This is a genomic window from Nostoc sp. S13 (assembly GCF_029379315.1).
Lineage (GTDB): Bacteria > Cyanobacteriota > Cyanobacteriia > Cyanobacteriales > Nostocaceae > Nostoc.
Genome location: NZ_JAQYWQ010000056.1, coordinates 1 through 19,041 on the forward strand (window position 1 = coordinate 1; position 19,041 = coordinate 19,041).

General features: G+C 43.1%; 19 protein-coding genes, 1 tRNA gene and 2 pseudogenes. 11 read left to right on the plus strand and 11 right to left on the minus strand.

The window, feature by feature from the left end; all coding sequences use genetic code 11:
- Positions 1-233: 233 nt before the first annotated feature.
- Positions 234-485, plus strand: coding sequence for a hypothetical protein (locus PUQ00_RS17815; protein WP_300419043.1), 252 nt, complete (start codon positions 234-236; stop codon positions 483-485).
- Positions 482-877 (plus strand): PIN domain-containing protein, encoded by a 396-nt coding sequence (locus PUQ00_RS17820; protein ID WP_300419045.1) that lies wholly within the window; start codon positions 482-484, stop codon positions 875-877. The genes PUQ00_RS17815 and PUQ00_RS17820 overlap by 4 nt, the downstream gene beginning before the upstream one ends.
- 582 nt (positions 878-1,459) lie before the next feature.
- Here PUQ00_RS17820 and PUQ00_RS17825 read toward each other — a convergent pair.
- The 3 genes and pseudogenes from PUQ00_RS17825 to PUQ00_RS17835 form a co-directional block, all read right to left on the minus strand.
- A pseudogene (locus PUQ00_RS17825) lies at positions 1,460-2,424 on the minus strand (DUF4351 domain-containing protein).
- Positions 2,425-2,667: 243 nt separating this feature from the next.
- The gene (locus PUQ00_RS17830) at positions 2,668-3,051 is read right to left on the minus strand and encodes a toll/interleukin-1 receptor domain-containing protein (RefSeq protein ID WP_300419047.1); all 384 of its coding nucleotides are present in this window, start codon (positions 3,049-3,051) and stop codon (positions 2,668-2,670) included.
- Positions 3,052-3,054: 3 nt separating this feature from the next.
- A pseudogene (locus tag PUQ00_RS17835) lies at positions 3,055-3,565 on the minus strand (hypothetical protein).
- A 186-nt stretch (positions 3,566-3,751) separates the two neighbouring features.
- On the opposite strand from PUQ00_RS17835, the gene PUQ00_RS17840 reads away from it, so the two are divergent.
- The 4 genes from PUQ00_RS17840 (at position 3,752) to PUQ00_RS17855 (ending at position 6,511) form a co-directional block, all read left to right on the plus strand.
- Positions 3,752-4,072: a 2Fe-2S iron-sulfur cluster-binding protein gene (locus PUQ00_RS17840; protein WP_300419049.1), complete on the plus strand. Its 321-nt coding sequence runs from the start codon at positions 3,752-3,754 to the stop codon at positions 4,070-4,072.
- A 139-nt stretch (positions 4,073-4,211) separates the two neighbouring features.
- Positions 4,212-4,391 carry a hypothetical protein gene (locus PUQ00_RS17845; RefSeq protein WP_300419051.1) on the plus strand — a complete coding sequence of 60 codons (180 nt, stop codon included), beginning with the start codon at positions 4,212-4,214 and terminating at the stop codon, positions 4,389-4,391.
- A 171-nt stretch (positions 4,392-4,562) separates the two neighbouring features.
- Complete coding sequence (locus tag PUQ00_RS17850; RefSeq protein WP_300419052.1) at positions 4,563-5,699, plus strand: DUF3326 domain-containing protein; 1,137 nt, start codon at positions 4,563-4,565, stop codon at positions 5,697-5,699.
- Between the two features lie 209 nt (positions 5,700-5,908).
- Positions 5,909-6,511: a CPBP family intramembrane metalloprotease gene (locus tag PUQ00_RS17855; protein ID WP_300419118.1), complete on the plus strand. Its 603-nt coding sequence runs from the start codon at positions 5,909-5,911 to the stop codon at positions 6,509-6,511.
- Positions 6,512-6,976: 465 nt separating this feature from the next.
- Here PUQ00_RS17855 and PUQ00_RS17860 read toward each other — a convergent pair.
- Positions 6,977-7,050 (minus strand) — tRNA-Pro (locus PUQ00_RS17860).
- A 136-nt stretch (positions 7,051-7,186) separates the two neighbouring features.
- On the opposite strand from PUQ00_RS17860, the gene lipA reads away from it, so the two are divergent.
- From lipA to sigC, 3 genes are all read left to right on the plus strand, one after another.
- A complete protein-coding gene (lipA, locus tag PUQ00_RS17865; RefSeq protein ID WP_300419053.1) occupies positions 7,187-8,065 on the plus strand; it encodes a lipoyl synthase in 879 nt (292 codons plus the stop codon).
- A 68-nt stretch (positions 8,066-8,133) separates the two neighbouring features.
- A complete protein-coding gene (locus tag PUQ00_RS17870; RefSeq protein WP_300419054.1) occupies positions 8,134-9,060 on the plus strand; it encodes an NAD(P)H-dependent glycerol-3-phosphate dehydrogenase in 927 nt (308 codons plus the stop codon).
- Positions 9,061-9,766: 706 nt separating this feature from the next.
- A complete protein-coding gene (gene sigC, locus PUQ00_RS17875) occupies positions 9,767-11,017 on the plus strand; it encodes an RNA polymerase sigma factor SigC (protein WP_300419055.1) in 1,251 nt (416 codons plus the stop codon).
- A gap of 461 nt (positions 11,018-11,478) precedes the next feature.
- Here sigC and PUQ00_RS17880 read toward each other — a convergent pair whose 3' ends face one another.
- Both PUQ00_RS17880 and PUQ00_RS17885 read right to left on the minus strand, forming a co-directional pair.
- Positions 11,479-13,299 (minus strand): ABC transporter ATP-binding protein, encoded by a 1,821-nt coding sequence (locus PUQ00_RS17880; protein WP_300419056.1) that lies wholly within the window; start codon positions 13,297-13,299, stop codon positions 11,479-11,481.
- A gap of 88 nt (positions 13,300-13,387) precedes the next feature.
- On the minus strand, positions 13,388-14,188 hold the full coding sequence (locus PUQ00_RS17885) for a DUF6816 family protein (RefSeq protein ID WP_300419058.1): 801 nt from the start codon (positions 14,186-14,188) through the stop codon (positions 13,388-13,390).
- Between the two features lie 305 nt (positions 14,189-14,493).
- On the opposite strand from PUQ00_RS17885, the gene PUQ00_RS17890 reads away from it, so the two are divergent.
- Positions 14,494-14,832: a carbon dioxide-concentrating mechanism protein CcmK gene (locus PUQ00_RS17890; protein ID WP_300419059.1), complete on the plus strand. Its 339-nt coding sequence runs from the start codon at positions 14,494-14,496 to the stop codon at positions 14,830-14,832.
- A 5-nt stretch (positions 14,833-14,837) separates the two neighbouring features.
- Here PUQ00_RS17890 and PUQ00_RS17895 read toward each other — a convergent pair whose 3' ends face one another.
- From PUQ00_RS17895 to ffh, 5 genes are all read right to left on the minus strand, one after another.
- Positions 14,838-15,242: a ChuX/HutX family heme-like substrate-binding protein gene (locus PUQ00_RS17895; protein WP_300419061.1), complete on the minus strand. Its 405-nt coding sequence runs from the start codon at positions 15,240-15,242 to the stop codon at positions 14,838-14,840.
- Between the two features lie 84 nt (positions 15,243-15,326).
- Entirely contained in the window at positions 15,327-16,280 is a 954-nt protein-coding gene (locus tag PUQ00_RS17900; protein WP_300419062.1) for a PhoH family protein, read from the minus strand.
- A gap of 256 nt (positions 16,281-16,536) precedes the next feature.
- Complete coding sequence (locus PUQ00_RS17905) at positions 16,537-16,971, minus strand: KH domain-containing protein (protein ID WP_300419064.1); 435 nt, start codon at positions 16,969-16,971, stop codon at positions 16,537-16,539.
- Positions 16,934-17,194, minus strand: coding sequence for a 30S ribosomal protein S16 (gene rpsP, locus PUQ00_RS17910; RefSeq protein ID WP_012409382.1), 261 nt, complete (start codon positions 17,192-17,194; stop codon positions 16,934-16,936). The genes PUQ00_RS17905 and rpsP overlap by 38 nt, the downstream gene beginning before the upstream one ends.
- 113 nt (positions 17,195-17,307) lie before the next feature.
- Positions 17,308-18,777: a signal recognition particle protein gene (gene ffh / locus PUQ00_RS17915; protein WP_300419068.1), complete on the minus strand. Its 1,470-nt coding sequence runs from the start codon at positions 18,775-18,777 to the stop codon at positions 17,308-17,310.
- An 81-nt stretch (positions 18,778-18,858) separates the two neighbouring features.
- Here ffh and PUQ00_RS17920 point away from each other — a divergent pair, with 81 nt between their 5' ends.
- Positions 18,859-18,984 carry a hypothetical protein gene (locus PUQ00_RS17920; RefSeq protein ID WP_300419070.1) on the plus strand — a complete coding sequence of 42 codons (126 nt, stop codon included), beginning with the start codon at positions 18,859-18,861 and terminating at the stop codon, positions 18,982-18,984.
- Positions 18,985-19,041: the final 57 nt, after the last annotated feature.

Below are 19,041 nucleotides of genomic sequence, written 5' to 3' on the forward strand. Positions count from 1 at the left end.
AAACCTCTCCGTATTCTCTCTTAGTCTTGTTCAGAAATCAAATAGGAGTCCTATAGCAGTCCTGAATCATTTGTGAGACAATAGATCGCCGACAACTTTTACGAAGTAGGATCGCACTTTTACTTCATACTCAACAGCGATCGCAGAGTTTGAAAAACCATAATCGCATCTTCAAGTTCTAGAATACAGTACAATATTTTGTATAATTCACCGCAATTGTTCAGGTCAAGTTGATGAGTCCGTCACTTGAAAAAATTTTAAGCGAGATTGAGCAATTGACTCCAGAAGAGCAATTGATAGTGATGGGGCATTTAGTAGAGCGTGTAAAAAAACACGTCACTCAAGCGCAAGCAAAACGCAAGTGGAGCGACTTGAAAGGTATGGCTTCCTATCCGCTTTTTGGTGAAGATGCTCAAGAGTGGGTTTCGCGGAATTGGCGGGAAGGTGATGAGCTTCGAGAAAGGTTCTTACGGACACAGCAATGAAGATTAGTGATGCTTTAAACGGAGTTTCTCGCTTATTTATCGATACAGCACCTGTGATTTATTTTGTAGAACGGAATCCGCAATTTGTTGATTTAATCGATCCAATTTTTGAGTGTTTAGATACTGACATTACAGCAGTAATATCTGGGATAACGTTGTCAGAGTGCTTAGTCGGTGCTATTCTTCTGGGGTTAGCAGATTTAGAGCAGGCTTTTGTTGATGTGTTGCAACAAGATGAAGTGGTTTTTGTGGAGATTAATGCTGTAATTGCACGAGAAGCAGCAAGAATGCGAGTACGTTATAACCTTCAGTTACCCAATGCGTTGCAGGTAGCAGCAGCTTTAATGGTTAGTTGTGAAGCTTTTTTAACCAATAGACCTATCCACAAATAAACCTCAAAATAGCTGAAACCCTTACATAGCTGACTTTTTAGCTTATATAAAACAGGAACCTCTAAAACCCTCTCCAGAGCTAGGTTTCAGCCAAATAAAGTTCTCATTTCCGGATAAGTCTAATGATATAGCTTTGAAGCAAGTGAATGAATTGAGAGTTTTGGTAGTAAGTGAGTTGGAAGTGATGTAGTCAACAGCGATCGCTTTAACCTTAAGCCTTAATGTTGTAACCTTAAGGCTTGATGTTCTAGCTTTAAGGCTTGATATTATAACCTTAAGCCTTAATGTTGTAACCTTAAGGCTTTATGTTCTAGCTTTAAGACTTCATCATATAACCTGAAGCCTGAATGTTCTAGCCTTAAGGCTTAATGTTGTAACCTTAAGGCTTGATGTTATACCTTTAAGGTGAGTGCAATCATCGCTACATAGTGTAGTTAAAGCTAAAAACTAAAACTAGCGTAGGTTGGGGAGCCACTGCCTTGGGCGGGTTTCCCGACTTGTTCGCTTTTAGCGTTCCCGCAGGGTAGCAAGTGGCGTTTGAAGAACGTAGCTTGCTTACCGCAGAGTAACCCAACATTATTATTAGTTTAACCAAGCTTCTAAATCAGCAACACTATAAAAATCTAGCAATGCCTCTCCTAAATTCTCTAATTGTTCAATAGATAAGTCTTTAATTCGCTCGATTAATGAGGCATCAATTTCACCAATACGGCGATTTAATAGACGCAGTATCAAGTCTTGTTCTCCTTTTTGTTTTCCCTCTTGCCTTCCCTCTTGCCTTCCCTCTTCTTTGGCTTGTTCTCTATCTCTTTGATAAAGTGGTTCTAGTCGCATAATTAACTCCCGATCATCTGCTTCTAATTGTTGATTTACTCTCAAGTTTTCGCGCAAGTTATAAACTAATTCCAAGGTTGCTTTCTGGTATGGATAATCTAATGGTAACTCTTGCAACTCGATAATCGCTTGCGACTGCACGCTTCCCCTTCCTAAAAGCCTCAACCATAACGTTTCCGGTGTTTGCGGTAGTTGGTGTATCGCCACAATTGCTGTCCGCAAAGCATCTGGTAGGAAATGTACTCCTGATAACCAACCTGCTTTTTGCATAGTTCCAAAGCTAGACAATCTAGTTTCAGATATGGTTGGTGTAAGAACCCACAATTTGGGCATATCTGAGTCCGGAAGTTTGGTTTTATTGGCTTTAGCTTCTCGTCGCAATAAAGCCTTGACTTCTAATAATTTGAGAATACAATCGCAGATTTCATCGGTAGAAGCTGGATTGCGGTATGGTGAGCCAGCGCGGTCTTGGGGGTTTCCCCCATGAGCGACTGGCGAACCCGTAAGGGTTCTATTATTGCAGGATGTTCAGCCAATCTTCCTAACAAACCGAGTATTTGTAAATTAGAGTTTTGCTGTTTGGTAGGAGTGAATAAAACATCTATTTCTTTAATCTCTCCTGCAACTTTTTCTGATGCTTTGACTTCTCCGTAATCTTTTAATAATTCTTCTAGATAGTCTTTAGCAAATTTATCATGTATAAACCTGGTCATTCAATTTTCAGATTGCAGAAGTTCTCGGTTAATGCAAAGTTTTATTATATAGCAGTCTTGAATCATTCGTGAGACAATAGATCCCCGACTTCGTAAAAGTTGTCGGGGATCTAGACACCTTGAATGTCATATTTGGCTAACTAATTTTAATTTTTCATGTCTCGCCCTCAACGCAACTTTCAATCAGGTTTCTGCTACCACATCACGACTAGGTGCAATAACCGCGAATTTCGTCTAACGCGCTTAGAATGCCGCGAAGTCTTTCTGTATGCCATTAAGAAGGCACAAATAATAGAAATCCTCTGGAATATCATGAATACCAGGAAGCAAGATGGGAATCACGCGAAAACCTTGTGCTTTGTTTTTTCTGAGAAAAAATAGGATAATTCTACCAAGTTCAAGATTCTCCTGAAAAGTCCCTAATCCATTTTGGCTAATAAAAAAAGCACCTACTTTAGACTGCGAAATCCCTTGGAAGACAACTTTCTGAATATTGTCTCCTGCAAAAATTTGCTCCTCATCTAACCACGGGTTCAAACCATTGGCTTTGAGATATTTAGCAATTTCTATAATCTCAGGCTTGTCTAAACTATTGTGAGCAAGAAACACATCAAAGGGCTGTTCCACTTATCACTCCTCCACCCCAGCAATTTTTGCCAACGCCTTGGCGTAATCTTCCAACCCACCTCGCAAAGCTTCCAACTCACTTTGCAACTTGGGTTCCTCCGACCAACTCTGCTCATGTTCTTTAGCACTCACCCCCAAAGGTCGCCAAACTTCTCCCATGCAACAACGGATGCCATTTAGCCAAAAACGGTCTTAAACCATTATTTAACACTGCGATGCCTGCGGCGGGCTGCGCCAACGCAATTCCTCCCACTGAATCACGAGAAGCACCCACATCCGGCCCGGCTGCTTTGAGAACTCCGCGGGTAGTGCCAAATAAACTATAAAGAGAGTTCAAAGCTTCCCGTACCAAACCCTGGTCAACTTCCAATGCTTACACAGCAATGCGCGTCACCAATTCCACATAAAGCGACCAAGCGGCTTTCCGTTCTGTGGGGTCAGTATTCCAAGACATCGAACCAATGTCAAAAGGCAGACTGACAGATACAGTTTTTAAGACAACGCGATCGCGCATATATATTTATAGTAAATTTAACTAATAATTCTAATTATAGTAATTAATGTTACTAGTCTAAAAATTGTTCAGAATTAGTGACTATAATCTCAGTATTTAACCTAAACTTTTATGGTAGTATCTAGATATTTTTAACTAATTCAGATAGAATAATAAATTTGTTCGTTGCATCACCTTCGTTTCTATATGCCCAAAACTTACACAGTAGAAATTCATCACCAAGGCGAAATTCATACCTTGCAAGTTCCTGAAGATAAAACAATCTTATCAATTGCCGATGCTGCTGGTTTGGATTTGCCGAGTTCTTGTCATGCAGGTGTTTGCACAACTTGCGCCGGTCAAATAAGCGAGGGAACTGTGGATCAAACTGATGGTATGGGCGTTAGCCCTGATTTGCAAAAGCAAGGTTACGTATTGCTTTGTGTTGCCAAACCCCTTTCTGATTTGAAAGTTGAGACAGAAAAAGAAGATGTAGTTTATCAGTTGCAATTTGGTAAAGACCAATAATCAGTGAACAGTTATCACTATACGAGTTGATTATTGATAACTGTTCACTTACATTACCAAAGCTGAGAAATAACATAAGTATTTCTTAGCAACTGATATCAGCTATTCTAGAAATTACAAATCAACAGGATTTACTAAGATGACGACTCATTTTATTACCGCAGAAATTGATTTACAAGAAACTCCCGCAGAATTACTAGAAGCAATCGAAACAGAGTTGAATAAACAGGGGGAACCCCTTCGTTGGGCAATTACTTCTGTGGACGTTGACCAACAAAAAGCGACAGTTGAAGCCGTGGTGACTACACCTAAGAGTTAGGAGTTAGGAGTTAGGAGAGACGCGATTAATCGCGTCTGTACAAAGTTAGGAGTTAGGAGAGACGCGATTAATCGCGTCTGTACAGAGTTAGGAGTTAGGAATTTGGAGTTAGTATTTGATGGCTTCTGATTCATAAATTTATCACTCATAACTCAGCACTCATAACTTAAGATGAATCGTCCATACACCGCTATCTTAATTGTACCAACTGGCGTTGGGGCTGCCATTGGGGGTTATGCAGGAGATGCTTTACCTGTTGCCAAAGTTATAGCACAGGTCTGCGATCGCCTAATTACTCACCCCAATGTCCTTAATGGCGCTTCTTTGTACTGGAATCTTCCCAACGCTTTCTATGTTGAAGGTTACGGGCTTGACAAATTCGCCTCTGGATGCTGGGGTTTACGTCCAGTCCGCACCAACAAAGTAGGGTTGCTTTTAGACCAAGCCATTGAGCCAGAGTTACGACTACGACATATACAAGCAGCAGATGCAGTCAGAGCAACTCTGGGATTGACCCTAACAGATTATGTAATTACTGATGCACCATTAAATGTAGAATTACGGACTACACTATCAGGAGCTAGTTGGGGAACAATTGGCAACCCAGATAGCTTGTTACGCGCAGCTGAGATATTAATTAAAAAAGCGGGTGCAGAAGCGATCGCAGTTGTTGCCCGTTTCCCCGATGATATAGACTTAGAAGCAGTACAGAAATACCGCCACGGTGAAGGTGTTGATCCTTTAGCAGGTGCAGAAGCCGTAATTAGCCATTTGCTAGTGCGAACCTTTCAAATTCCTTGCGCTCATTCTCCCGCCTTTTTGAGCGAACCTCCAGAACCTAATTTATCGCCCCGTTCCGCCGCCGAAGAATTGGGCTATACCTTTTTGCCGTGCGTCCTTGTAGGATTAAGTTATGCCCCACAATTTATAATAGAGAAACGAGCGATGTCTACGATGGTCACTGAGCTTTGCCATGCACTGAGCTTGTCGAAGTGTCGAAGTGTGGGCTATGCCGACAAATCAGATCAAGAAGATATTTGGGTAGATCAAGTAGATGCTGCGATCGTACCTGCAACAGCTTGTGGTAGCAATGCCTTACTAAGCTTAAGCCAAAGACGATGCCAAATTATTACAGTTGAAGAAAATAAAACTCTTATAAAAGTTCCTCCCCAACCCTTGGGGATCAAAGCTATACAGGTAAACTCATATTTAGAAGCAGTGGGTGTATTAGTAGCACACAAAGCAGGTATCAATCCCTCCGCTCTCCGTCCCAAATTATTACCTTTGCAGTCAGTGGGCAGGAGTTAAAATTCATCCTATAGGGCTTCTGTGTTGAGTCCAATACAGACCTAACCCTCAGCCCCTTCCCTACAACGGAAAGGGAGTAAGATTCAAAACCTCTCTACTAAAAGGAGAGAGGAATGGAAGTGAGGTCAGAGTGTATTGCATACAAAAAACCATTCTCCCTTGCTCCCCTTACTCCTCTTGCTCCCTCTGCCCCACTCCCCTTAAAACCCGTGGTTGAACAACACAAACAAGAGCCAGAAATTCCATACCTGACCCGCATCCAAGTACTTGGGGCGATGGGAGCGACTGCAATCATTTTGTTGATAGTCGCCAAACTGTCGTTGCACCTTGGTAACTTTTCCCTATTTTCTTGGGATTTGAACCAAAGAGAGTTGCTGTTGGGTGTAGGGTTGGGGTTCGTCATCACCGCGTTAAGTGGCTTAACTTATCGCCTTTGGACTGCCTATCGTAAAAGTGCAGATTATTACCTAGAAGTGGTACTGAAACCTTTAGCTTTACCAGACTTAATTTGGCTGGGGTTGCTACCAGGATTGAGTGAAGAATTATTATTTAGAGGTGTGATGCTGCCAGCTTTAGGCTCTGATATTACAGCTGTAATTGTATCCAGTCTTTGCTTTGGTATCTTGCATTTTAGCGGTTCCCAACAATGGCCTTATGTGATTTGGGCAACCATTGTCGGGATGATATTAGCATATAGCGCCTTGTTCACTGGCAACTTATTAGTGCCGATTGTTGCTCACATTATTACCAATTGGATTTCTAGCTATTTCTGGAAAATGTGGCAATTCCGGCAATTAAAAAGTAAATTTTGAGCTTGAGGGAAAGTTGCACATAACGTTAGTATTGTTGAATTTTTATTTAAATTCCAAGCTTTTTGGGAGGGTTGAAAGGTACACTTCCTTCGAGATTATCCTGAATGTTTGCAGATATAGCGGTTCTCGACCCAGTGAGGTACAATTTTGACCTCGCTTCCATTCCTGTCTCCTAAAAGGAGGAGCCACTGCGTTGGGCGGCTCTGCCGACTTGTTCGCGCAGCGTCTCCCCTTGGGAGAAGCATGTGGTGTCAGAGGCTTTCAATTGTTCCCCCTTCACCCTTAGGGAAGGAGGTTGGGGGGTTAGGTCTATTTGTATACCTGTACTTAACTTGATTGAAAATGGCTATATATTAGAATTATGGTGAGCTTATAACTGAGCCTCCTACTCAACTCAAAAAAAGTCAGCTATATTTAAGTCCATAGGAGAGCGGTTGACAAATAATTTGTCGCTTTACAAAAGAATCGGGATGACTGGATTCGAACCAGCGGCCCCTTCGTCCCGAACGAAGTGCGCTACCAAGCTGCGCCACATCCCGCCATAAGAATGGCATCCTAAATAAAGAATATCACAACCTGTGCCAAATCAGAGAATTACATATATATATGATCACTTCATCAAAGGCTTTGCTTGCTACGATTAAATTTATATAACTCTAATGGTAAAAGCGGATTGTGACTGTAAAACCAGACTGGTTGCGGGTGAAAGCACCTCAGCGTGAGCGCATCGGTAACGTTAAAGAAATTTTGCGGGATTTAGCCCTCAATACAGTTTGTGAGGAAGCGTCCTGTCCGAATATTGGTGAATGTTTCAAAGCTGGGACTGCCACCTTTTTGATTATGGGCCCGGCTTGTACACGCGCTTGTCCCTACTGCGATATTGATTTTGAGAAAAAACCCAAACCACTAGACCCCACGGAACCTGCACGACTGGCGGAAGCTGTTCGCCGCATGAAACTGAATCATGTAGTAATCACTTCTGTAAACCGAGATGACTTGCTTGATGGTGGTGCATCTCAGTTTGTGGCGTGTATTGATGCGGTTCATTGTGTTTCACCCAATACGACAATTGAGGTGCTAATTCCTGACTTATGCGGTAATTGGAATGCTCTAGAGATAATTCTACAAGCTGCGCCAGAGGTATTAAACCACAATACAGAAACTGTCCCACGCCTGTATCGCCGGGTGCGTCCCCAAGGGAATTATGATCGCACATTAGAATTATTGAAGCGATCACGCCAACTTTCTCCTAGCACATACACTAAATCCGGTATCATGGTTGGACTTGGTGAAACTGATGCCGAAATCCACCAAGTCATGCAAGACTTGCGAACTGTAGATTGCGACATTTTGACAATCGGGCAATACCTCCAACCAAGTCAAAAACACTTGCAGGTAAATGAATTTATCAACCCAGAACAATTTGCTGCTTGGAAGGCATTCGGGGAAGAAATCGGATTTTTACAAGTTGTTTCTTCGCCATTGACAAGAAGCTCGTATCATGCTGAACAAGTCAGGGAATTAATGGAACGTTACCCCCGCAACCAATTTTAGATTTTAGATTTTAGATTTTAGATTGCTAAGAAGATGGTGTGATTGGGTGATGGGGAGACTCTTGATTAATGACTAATCTAAAATCTGTAGCAATTCTTGGTGCGGGTGCTTGGGGTGCATCTCTAGCAAATCTCGCCGCAGCGAATGGTCATCAGGTGCGCGTCTGGTCGCGTCAAGGTTCCCAAATCCAAGCAGTTTTAAAAGATGTCCAAATAGTCCTGTCCGCTATCTCAATGATTGGTGTGAGAGATGTTGCTTCTCAAGTCCAGTCTTTCCCCCTTTCTCCAGAGACAATTTTTGTGACGGCGACGAAAGGCTTAGACCCCCAAACTACCTGCACGCCGTCGCAAATTTGGCAAACAGTATTCCCTAACCATGCAGTGGTTGTCCTGTCTGGGCCTAATTTATCAAAAGAAATTCAACTAGAATTACCAGCAGCAACGGTGGTAGCCAGTAATATTCCCACGGCTGCGGAAGTAGTGCAGTTAGTATTTTCTTCTCAACGTTTCCGGGTATATACCAATCCCGATCCCTTGGGGGTGGAACTGGGGGGAACACTGAAAAATGTCATTGCGATCGCAGCTGGTGTGTGCGATGGTTTACAGCTGGGAACCAATGCCAAAGCTGCTTTAGTCACCCGTGGACTTACAGAAATGGTTCGCATTGGCAATGACTGGGGTGCAAAGACAGAAACATTTTATGGTTTATCGGGTCTAGGAGATCTGTTAGCAACGTGCAATAGTCCCTTAAGTCGCAATTACCAAGTCGGCTACCAGCTAGCTGGTGGTAAGTCACTTACAGAAACTCTCGCAAATTTACAAGGAACTGCTGAAGGAGTGAATACTTGTCGGGTTTTGATGCAACGAGCCAAGCAACAAAACATCGCAGTCCCAATTACTGAGCAAGTTTATCGGTTACTTCAAGGCGAAATCACACCCCGACAAGCACTTGATCAACTGATGCTGCGAGATATCAAGCCAGAATACAACTACTAAGCACACTACGGCGTAAATAGCGCAAAATCTGAGCGGCGGTTCCCGCCGTTGGCATCAGAACTTTGCAAGACAACATACCATTTCAAATGGGGCAAGAGCTTGAAATACAGTTCTTTTGAGTTTTGACTTCCGCCTTGCGCTACTAGTAGTCTGTCAATTTGAAATTGACGGGTTAAGACTGACACAAAAGAGGACACGTCACTCACTCTTTGCATCTTCTATCTCCGTGTCGAGAGAATTTTTGCCGTTAATACTAATCACTCCTCCAATATTTATTAGTTCTACTTATACCTGAATAATCCTGAGAAAAAATTGCTAAATCGTCAGGATATTACTTTTGTTGCCATGTAAATGTGACTATGCCAATTAATAAACATGATATTCACTGAAGTATGTTTATACCGTGTTATAAAAGTTACTATCACGAACCTTGAAGGTTGAAATGTTAACTAAGTAGTTTAAATATTGAAAACCTAGCTGTGGATTTGAATAGCTATTGGTTCAATCAAAAGTTTAGCAGCCGATTAAGTTCAGTAATAGTGTATCCAATCAAACCTTTACAGTTAATTTCTAAAAAAATTGTAATGGAACCTTCAACTGTGTTAGTTCATCGTAAATCACGGGAACAATAGCAACAGTTGAATAGCTGACCGTAATCTAAGCTGACCGTAATCTATTGTTACCTGGAGCCATTGAGACGATCTTTATGCCAGCAACATCTTTTTATGCAGATGCCCCCTACAATACCAGAAAGTCCCGCCAGGCTTTGGACTCGGATCTGACGGTTGATGACAGTGAGTTATCGGTAGATGACCTACAGGAGCTGGAGATGGCTTCTGTTGACCATGCTAACTTTGCTGCAAACAATAACCGTCGTAGTACAGACCTAGTACGTCTATATCTTCAGGAAATTGGTCGAGTTCGCTTGTTAGGGCGAGATGAAGAGGTTTCAGAAGCTCAAAAAGTCCAACGCTACTTGCGGATGCGGATAGTGCTTGCTAATGCCGCCAAGCAAGGCGATGAAGTGATTACACCCTATCTTCGATTAATTGAAGTTCAAGAACGTCTGACCTCCGAACTCGGACATCGCCCGTCTTTGGAAAGATGGGCTGCCACTGCTGAAATAATTTTATCGGATCTCAGACCGACTTTGGCAGATGGCAAACGTCGCTGGGCGGAAATTGGCAAGTTGACAGTCGAAGAGTTGGAGCAAATTCAGTCCCAAGGACTGCAAGCAAAAGAACACATGATTAAGGCTAATCTTCGCCTAGTTGTGTCTGTTGCTAAGAAGTATCAAAATCGCGGTTTGGAATTGTTGGATTTAGTCCAAGAAGGCACACTAGGTTTGGAGCGGGCTGTAGAAAAATTTGACCCCACTAAGGGTTATCGCTTTAGTACCTATGCTTACTGGTGGATTCGTCAGGGAATTACACGGGCGATCGCTACTTCTAGTCGGACGATCCGCCTACCTGTTCATATTACCGAAAAGTTAAACAAAATCAAAAAGGCTCAACGCAAAATTGCTCAAGAAAAAGGTCGCACTCCGACTTTAGAGGATTTAGCAACTGAGTTAGAGATGACACCGACTCAAGTACGAGAAGTTTTGTTGCGGGTGCCTCGCTCCGTTTCTTTAGAAACCAAAGTAGGCAAGGATAAAGACACTGAGTTAGGCGAATTACTCGAAACTGACAGTGTAACCCCAGAAGAGATGTTAATGCGAGAATCTTTACAAAGAGACTTGCATCATCTTTTGTCAGATTTGACTAGCCGGGAGCGCGATGTAATTTTGATGCGCTTTGGTTTGGCAGATGGTCATCCTTATTCTTTAGCAGAAATTGGCCGCGCTCTCGACTTATCGCGGGAACGAGTCCGACAAATAGAATCCAAGGCTTTGCAAAAGCTACGTCAACCGAAGCGACGCAACCTCATCCGCGACTATTTGGAATCTCTAAGTTAGTCATTTGTCATTAGTCATTTGTCATTAGAAAACTGCACTTGACAAATGACTAGGGACAAAAGGCTGATTTTATCCTCAGGTCAAAAGCCTTTTAGAGGCTTGTAGTAAATGATTTGCATTTAATTGTACAAGAGTTTCCCCAGACCTTTGCTGAGATATTTTGAAGGTGGTGATTAACTAAGTATTTCATTAATTCGTAGCGAATTCTCTGCCCTTTCCTCTGCCCCCATACCCTGCGGATCGCGCCGCGCTTATGCGTTTCAATTTCAGCAATCGTTACAAGTATCTTAACTATTAACCCAAGTTGCTAGTTATGCGGGAGTGCGATGCCTACTCACGTAACCACTTAAGCAATAAAATCCCCTCCAGTCAGAAAGTTCGGGGGTGTATAGGTTATTAGGGTAAAGCATCTATTCAAAACCTTTCCCTTTTCCCTTTCCCCGAACGTATTGGTATGTCGCCTAACTCAGGAGTTCTCCTGTTTCTTGCAAGGAGTGCAAGCGGCGGTAAATACCCTCGTGACGCAAGAGTTCATTGTGGCTACCCACTTCTACAATCTTTCCTTGCTCCAGAACCACAATTTTATCTGCTTCTCGCACTGTGCTTAAACGGTGGGCAATGACGATAGTAGTGCAAGTGCCCTGAATTGATCGCATCGCTAGCTGAATTGAACGCTCAGACTCATAATCTAAACTAGAGGTGGCTTCGTCAAAAATTAGTACGTCTGGTTCCACTAGCAACGCCCTCGCAATTCCCAAGCGTTGTCTTTGTCCTCCAGATAACCTGACACCTCGTTCTCCCACGACGGTGTAATAACCTTGGGATAAGTGCTGCACTACTTCATCGACTCTGGCAATTCTACAGGCTTCGTGAACCTGCTCCAAACTAGCATTTGTCCTACCATAAGTCAGGTTATCCAATATAGTACCGTTGAAAACGTCTACTTCTTGGTGAACGATCGCTAATCTTCGTCTATATTTACCCACATCCAAAGTCCGAATATCTTGACCATCAATCAGAATTTGACCTTCTTGAGGTTCAAAATATCGCAACAGCAATTTCACTAAAGTAGACTTACCAGAACCGGAACGTCCGACTAATGCTACTGTTTGGTATGGCTCAATCAACAAGTTTATATCTTGCAAAACTTGACGATTGGCATCATACCCAAAACTGACGTGCGACAACTCAACTTTTCCAGTAAATTTATAAGGTGATTCTGTCTGGTTGCTCTCTTCTAAAAGATTAGCTGAATCAGATGCAGTTGGCTCTTGAAGAAATTCGTGAAACCGTAGCATGGAAGAATAACGACGGGCAAAAACTTCTGCCAAATTGTTAATAGGTTCTAATTCGGCATATGCCATGCTAGAAAGAGTTAAGGTCATGATAAAGTGACCGAGAGAAATTTTTCCATCTACTGTTGCTGCTAGAGTCAAACCCAGCATAATAAACACGCAAAACTGAATTACAGTCCTTTGCCAAGTAGCCAGTTTCACATAACCTTTGTGGATGCGATACTCAACCAGCATTAATTCACGATCCAAGCGTTGCTTTTGCCGTTTTAGTTCCTTAGTTTCTGTACCAAATGCTTTTACCGTTTTGATGTTGGTGATCAGTTCAGAACTGCGGCTTTCTGTATTCTCTGCATATTTATCCAGAAGAGTTTCGTGCAAACTTATCTGCTGTAAATTCCTCAAGCTCAAGGCAAGAATAACTACAAAGGAAATCAGATATAAAATCGCAATTCGCCACTCAATCACCAAGATAAACACGAAAATTCCCAGTACACGAGCTAGTCTAGGAATCAACTGTCCGGCAACTTCGGGGTACGTAAAAGTGTGGTTAGTAATACCTCTAGCTATTCTTCCAGCAATGCGCCCGGGGTTATTTTCATCATAAAATTCTAGTGGAAGTGTGAGAATTTTTTCTATGGCTGTTTGGGTTTTCTGCCGACGCAATCTTAAGGATATATCCCAATGAAACCAATGGGTTAACCAAGGTTGTGTTGGCGCTCTCACTACGCTGACAACGAAAATTAAACCCAGTAATACAGCCAAAGATAGACTTTTAGTAACTGGGTAATTGGTGATGTCGGAAACAGTTGCGATCGCACTTTGAAGTGGTTTATCCAACGGTTGACCAGACAAAACGTTTAGAATCTGCCCGATCGCATAAGGGACAACCAAATGAATAATCTCGTAAATGCTGGATGTTGTAATACTGAAAACACTCAGCTTCCAATCAGAGCGAAAGTAATTGACAATATCTTGAAATTTGGCCATGATGCACACCGTCCAAGAGCGCGATCGTAAGCTTGGAACTAATATGTTACAAGCGTATTACAATTTAGTCAAGGGCTATAGGTTTAAATTATTCCTTTGGAGTTGTAGGTATTTGTGCGGGGATAAATTCTAAGCGATAGCGATAGAGAGCAACTGGTCGAGAACCAGCTTTAAAGTAATCTGGATCTTGTGGTGAAAGATAGACAGCAGTAACTTGATCTGCCTCAATTGCCGGATTAGCTGTTGAAAGTTTATGATAAGCAGTGGTAGATTCTACAGAGTTTAAATAGGGGCGTGAACCGCCTTTGAATAGTTGTTGAAACACTTCTGTGGTGATGAACTTGCCATCAGGGGTAGTTTCTATCGCTCGTGCAGTCACAATGGAAACTAGTTGGCGACTGCTACGCAAGAACGTAATTTGACGATTAGGTGAATCTGGATCTACTTTGACTAATAACACTGCTTCATCCCCTAAATAAGCCCTTGCCAAATTTAAGCTATTAAACGCTCTATCTGCTACTAAAATTGGGGATTTATTATCTATCTGAGGAAATATTTTCAACCCAGGAACATGTGGTTGCTCTTTCACAAATCTTACTACAAAACTCACAGGCTGATTTAATTGTCGGCGATTACCTTCAAATCCAGGCGTTACGATATCTGGTGCTAAAGGCGCAACTAAATCCACCAACGTACTTGTAACTTGCCAAGTACCAGCCATCCATTCAGGGTAAACCAAATCACCCGCAGCTGGTTGCACTGAAGTTAATTTTTCCCATTGGGGAAAATTTGTTAACCGCTCAGACAACTCTCCTGCAAGAGCTTCGCCACCCCACAATAGGAATAAAACCAGCAAGCAACAACTCCAAATTACCTTCATTGTACGCATTAGCAATTTTGTATTTATTGATTAAAAATTAAGTAATTTTTTGTAAAAAATTAAAAGTTTCTAGTAAGTGGTTCAACGCTCAAGCGCTTGCTAAAAAGTAATCACAGAGTTTTACTTTTTTTTGGATAGTTCAGTTTATTTGCGCCAATTTACTTAATCTATGAGATAATAATGAACTTAAGCTATTATGTATTATTCTGCTAGCTATTCACCCACTGAATATCGTTTAGTCACTAATTTTCCATCACAAGCAGCCAACATAGTTAAAGATACTTAACCCCACAATCCCAAATTATGGTAACAGCATGACGTTGGCATTAGGCATGATTGAAGTTTATGGCGTTCCCACAGCAGTAGAAGCGGGAGATGCCATGTGTAAAGCTGCCCGTATTACCCTTGTTGGTTATGAAAATACTGATTTGGGACGAATTACCGTGTTAATTCGGGGGGTTGTGGGCGAGGTAAATGTGGCGGTGACAGCAGGACTAAAGGCGGTTCTGCGAGTTAATGGTGGCGAGGTGCTTTCTTATCATATTATTCCTCGCCCCCACGGAAATTTAGAATATGTTTTACCGATTCATCGCAGCGTTAATGTGGAGCAGTTCAGTGCAGATATCCGATTTCCTCCACCCCTATCAGTTTAGCTGTATTAAATTTCTGCTGGTAAAGGTTGCCAAATATCTCCATACTGTTCTCGTAAAGCTTGCCAAGTTTCCACCTGTCCGGGTTCATATTCTCCCGGTTTACCCCATTGCAAAAATAGGCTTAAAGCAGGCTCCTGTTTCTCATCTAAAAACCGAATAGCAAAAGTTGTAAAATTACCCCTCTTCGCTTCACCTGTTTCAAATTTCACTTGAGTAATTTTGTCCATATTCAAGTGAAACTCAAAGCCTTCGGTGTGCATATTCGCGTACTTACCTTTGGGCAATTCTGCATAAAATAACTTTTCTAGTTTACCCCTTGCTTCTAATACAGCAGCGCTGCTAGTCACAATTAGACGCAAAGTTCCTAAATTTTCACAAGCGGCTAAAAATTCTTTTAATGTTGTGGTCATTTGTCATTTGTCCTTTGTCATTTGTTAAACGATGAGTCCTAACTAATGCCCAATGCCCAATGCCCAATGCCCAATGCCCGATACCTATTTTTCGTATTGTTCATAAGCAGCGACAATGCGCTGAACTAGGGGATGGCGCACGACATCTTTTTGGGAAAATTCGCAAAAGGCAATGCCTTCAACGTGTTTTAGAATTTGTAAAGCCACTCCTAAACCCGATTGTTGGTGAAGTGGTAAATCAGTTTGTGTCATGTCGCCTGTAATCACCATCCGTGAACGGAAACCCAAACGAGTTAAAACCATTTTCATCTGGGCGGGTGTAGTATTTTGAGCTTCATCCACAATTACAAAGGCGTTATTGAGGGTGCGTCCCCGCATATAGGCGAGTGGTGCGACTTCAATCACACCGCGTTCCATTAAACTAGGTACTTTTTCTGGGTCAATGAATTCATAAATAGCATCATAAAGTGGGCGAAGATAGGGATTAACTTTCTGCTGTAAGTCTCCAGGCAAAAAACCGAGTTTTTCACCAGCTTCGACGGCAGGGCGAGTTAAAATTAACTTTTCAAACTGGTTAGCAAGGAGTGCTTGCACGGCGACAACAACAGCGAGATAAGTCTTACCAGTACCAGCAGGCCCAACGCCGAAGGTGAGATCACGTCTACGGAGTGCATCGATATATTGACGCTGGCGGAAGGTTTTGGCACGGACTTCTTCACCCCGGCGACTTTTGGCGAGGACATCTCGCTGTAAGTCTTGCAGTTCCCCTTGACGATCGCTATCTATGGCTTGACGGGCTGTTAAAATATCGGCAATGGAAATAGTATTGCCTTTAATCCAGAGGTCTTTAAGCGATCGCACTAATCGAGAAGCCAGATCAATTTGCCCTTCAGTACCAGAAATCAGTAATTCCTGTCCACGTAGCACTAAAATAGCTCCTGTTTGCCGAGATAAGATTTTGAGATTTTCTTCTCCATCTCCGGCTAAAGCGATGGCACTGGGAACATTCGGCAGTTGAATTGTTAAGGACCCTGCCATAGTATTTCTTAATTCGTGAGGATCTGTGTTTGACAAAGGTTGGTATTTTCTCGCTAATGGCGAAATTAGGCTTTTATTACTTACATTTTGGAAAATCTTTGCAACAAATTAATCGGCAGTAGGGGCGTACATCTGTACGCCCCTACTGGTGAAGAGTCCAAAAAAAGATCCAAAAATCTTTTTGCTACTTTCCATCCTGACAAAAATTCTGAGCGGAGGTAACGACAACCGCTCAGACTTGCTCTCTAGTTTTAATCTAGCGGAGGCGGGGTTTAACAATGGGTTTAGGCCCATCATTTCCACGTGGTTCTCTCCTAGTCGGCGGTGGCGATCGCTCTTCTGTGTCTTCATCAAAAGACATACCCTCGCGGCCCGGCGTGGTGCTGCCGTAGATATCCAGGTATACTGATTGCCCAGCAGTAGCAGCTGCTGCGGCAATTACTGTACGAATCGCCTGAATATTGCGTCCTCCTCGACCAAACACTTTTCCTTTATCTGTGCTTTCAAAGGCGATGCGAACCCAAACCCGGTTGAGGGTCTGAGAAATTTCACAATCGACGCTTAGAGTCTCTGGAGATTCCAAAAACGGTTGCACCAAAAAATTAACCAGCCCAACATAATTGGGACTAGCTATTGGGAATTTTGTTCCAAAATTATGATGCGGCTGTTGCACTGACCTGTTCAAAAACATTAGCTTTTACTAGAATGCGACGGACGGTATCAGTGGGTTGAGCGCCTTGTTGTAGTCGCTTGACGATGCCAGGAACGTCTAGTCGCACTTCATCGGTTCTGGGGTTATAAAATCCCAACTCTTCTAAGGGACGGCCATCGCGGCGAGCGAGGTTGTTAATGGCGACAATGCGGTAACTTGCTTCCCGCTTTTTACCGAATCGCTTTAAGCGCAGTTTGATCATGGTTGAAGAATCATTCTCCTGTTAGTAATTATGCTGAAATGCTAATTCTAGCACTGACCTAGCGTTTGCTGCTATTAGTCCTGAGTCAATGACTAATGACCAATGACTCTTAACTAAAGATTGCCAAAACCTTTTTTCTTTTTCTCTTTCTTTTTCTTTTTGGTGGCTGGGGCACCACCACCATAACCTCGCCATCCGGGGGCTGCGGGACGATCGCCTGCACCTGCGAAGGCATTACCCATACCGCCACCACCACCGCCGAACATTCCCGGCATTCCAGGAAAGCCACCTTGACCCATTTGCTGCATGAGCGATCGCATTTTTTGGAAATCACCCACCAGTTTTGTGACATCGGACTCTCTATAGCCGGAGCCAGAAGCAATCCGCCGCCGCCGACTGGGAGAACTGGCTAATAAATCGGGGTCGTGGCGTTCTTGGCGAGTCATGGAGTTAATCATCGCCTCACACCGCTTCAGCTGCGTTTCTCCCTGTTTGAGTTGATCATCTGAGAGCTTGTTCATCCCTGGAATCATTTTGATCAAGCCTCCCAGAGATCCCATATTCTTCAGCATCCGTAACTGCTTGAGAAAGTCAGTAAAGTCAAACTTCGCTGACAGGATTTTCTCCTGCATTTTCTCCGCATCTGCTAAGTCAAACTCTTCTTGAGCTTTTTCTACCAGAGTGAGAACATCACCCATTCCCAGAATCCGCGATGCCATGCGATCGGGATAAAACGGTTGCAGTGCCTCGACTTTTTCACCCACGCCCACAAACTTAATCGGCGCTCCCGAAATCTTTCGCACCGAAAGCGCTGCACCGCCACGGCTATCACCATCCAACTTGGTGAGAATCGCCCCAGTAATTCCGATCTGCTCATGGAAGGTGCGGGTAAGATTAGCTGCCTCTTGACCAGTCATCGCGTCCACCACCAAGAGAGTTTCATGGGGTTGGACTGTTGCTTTGATGCGGGCTAATTCCGCCATCATTTCTTCGTCAATTTGCAGGCGTCCAGCAGTATCAATAATTACTGTGTTTACACCTTCTGCTCTAGCGCGTTCTACACCCTGTCGAGCAATTTCTACGGGATCTGCGTCGCTTCCTAGTTCAAATACTGGTACTTCAATTTGCTTACCCAACGTCACCAGTTGGTCGATCGCGGCTGGGCGATATACGTCTGTCGCCACCAATAAACAGCTACGATCTAATTTTCGCAGATGTAAGGCTAACTTAGCGGTAGCTGTGGTTTTACCAGTACCTTGCAACCCAGCCATTAGCACAATAGTAGGCTGTTCCTGGGCTTCTGCTATGGGAACGTTTTCTTCTCCCATCACCTGCACCAGTTCATCGTGAACAATTTTGATGAACTGTTGGTCAGGTCGCACGCCGGTAATCACCTCGGCTCCCTGTGCTTTGGCTTCGACTTCGCTAATAAAATCTTTGACTACCTGGAGATTGACATCTGCTTCCAACAGGGCGCGGCGCACTTCGCGCAAAGCATCTTGAATGTTGGATTGAGAAATTTTGTCCTGTCCCCGCAGTTTCTTCCAGGCGGATTCTAAACGGTCAGATAATGCATCAAACATAATGTAATTACAAGTAGTTCGCCAATGGAGAATTCTAAACCGCCGATGAATGCGATTGCGAATTTCCGCTAAAGTTTTAACGTGCTATTTACCAGCTTAGTATTTTTCACCCCGACTGTAGCAACCAGATACTTAGGATGGGCATGGGGCATGGGGACTCTGATGCTTGAATACTCTCTAATGCAACCCGATCGCGGCGATCGCTAATTCGTAATATTATGAGTTAGGTGTCTATGCCAGCTAAGATGTCGCAGCGAATCAAAG

Excerpts from the sequence above, each read along its gene's own strand:
- PUQ00_RS17815 (WP_300419043.1), top strand. The coding sequence starts at position 234 with ATGAGTCCGTCACTTGAAAAAATTTTAAGCGAGATTGAGCAATTGACT.
- PUQ00_RS17820 (WP_300419045.1), top strand. The coding sequence starts at position 482 with ATGAAGATTAGTGATGCTTTAAACGGAGTTTCTCGCTTATTTATCGAT.
- PUQ00_RS17840 (WP_300419049.1), top strand. The coding sequence starts at position 3,752 with ATGCCCAAAACTTACACAGTAGAAATTCATCACCAAGGCGAAATTCAT.
- PUQ00_RS17845 (WP_300419051.1), top strand. The coding sequence starts at position 4,212 with ATGACGACTCATTTTATTACCGCAGAAATTGATTTACAAGAAACTCCC.
- PUQ00_RS17850 (WP_300419052.1), top strand. The coding sequence starts at position 4,563 with ATGAATCGTCCATACACCGCTATCTTAATTGTACCAACTGGCGTTGGG.
- PUQ00_RS17870 (WP_300419054.1), top strand. The coding sequence starts at position 8,134 with ATGACTAATCTAAAATCTGTAGCAATTCTTGGTGCGGGTGCTTGGGGT.
- sigC (WP_300419055.1), top strand. The coding sequence starts at position 9,767 with ATGCCAGCAACATCTTTTTATGCAGATGCCCCCTACAATACCAGAAAG.
- PUQ00_RS17880 (WP_300419056.1), bottom strand. The coding sequence starts at position 13,299 with ATGGCCAAATTTCAAGATATTGTCAATTACTTTCGCTCTGATTGGAAG.
- PUQ00_RS17885 (WP_300419058.1), bottom strand. The coding sequence starts at position 14,188 with ATGCGTACAATGAAGGTAATTTGGAGTTGTTGCTTGCTGGTTTTATTC.
- PUQ00_RS17890 (WP_300419059.1), top strand. The coding sequence starts at position 14,494 with ATGACGTTGGCATTAGGCATGATTGAAGTTTATGGCGTTCCCACAGCA.
- PUQ00_RS17895 (WP_300419061.1), bottom strand. The coding sequence starts at position 15,242 with ATGACCACAACATTAAAAGAATTTTTAGCCGCTTGTGAAAATTTAGGA.
- PUQ00_RS17900 (WP_300419062.1), bottom strand. The coding sequence starts at position 16,280 with ATGGCAGGGTCCTTAACAATTCAACTGCCGAATGTTCCCAGTGCCATC.
- PUQ00_RS17905 (WP_300419064.1), bottom strand. The coding sequence starts at position 16,971 with ATGTTTTTGAACAGGTCAGTGCAACAGCCGCATCATAATTTTGGAACA.
- rpsP (WP_012409382.1), bottom strand. The coding sequence starts at position 17,194 with ATGATCAAACTGCGCTTAAAGCGATTCGGTAAAAAGCGGGAAGCAAGT.
- ffh (WP_300419068.1), bottom strand. The coding sequence starts at position 18,777 with ATGTTTGATGCATTATCTGACCGTTTAGAATCCGCCTGGAAGAAACTG.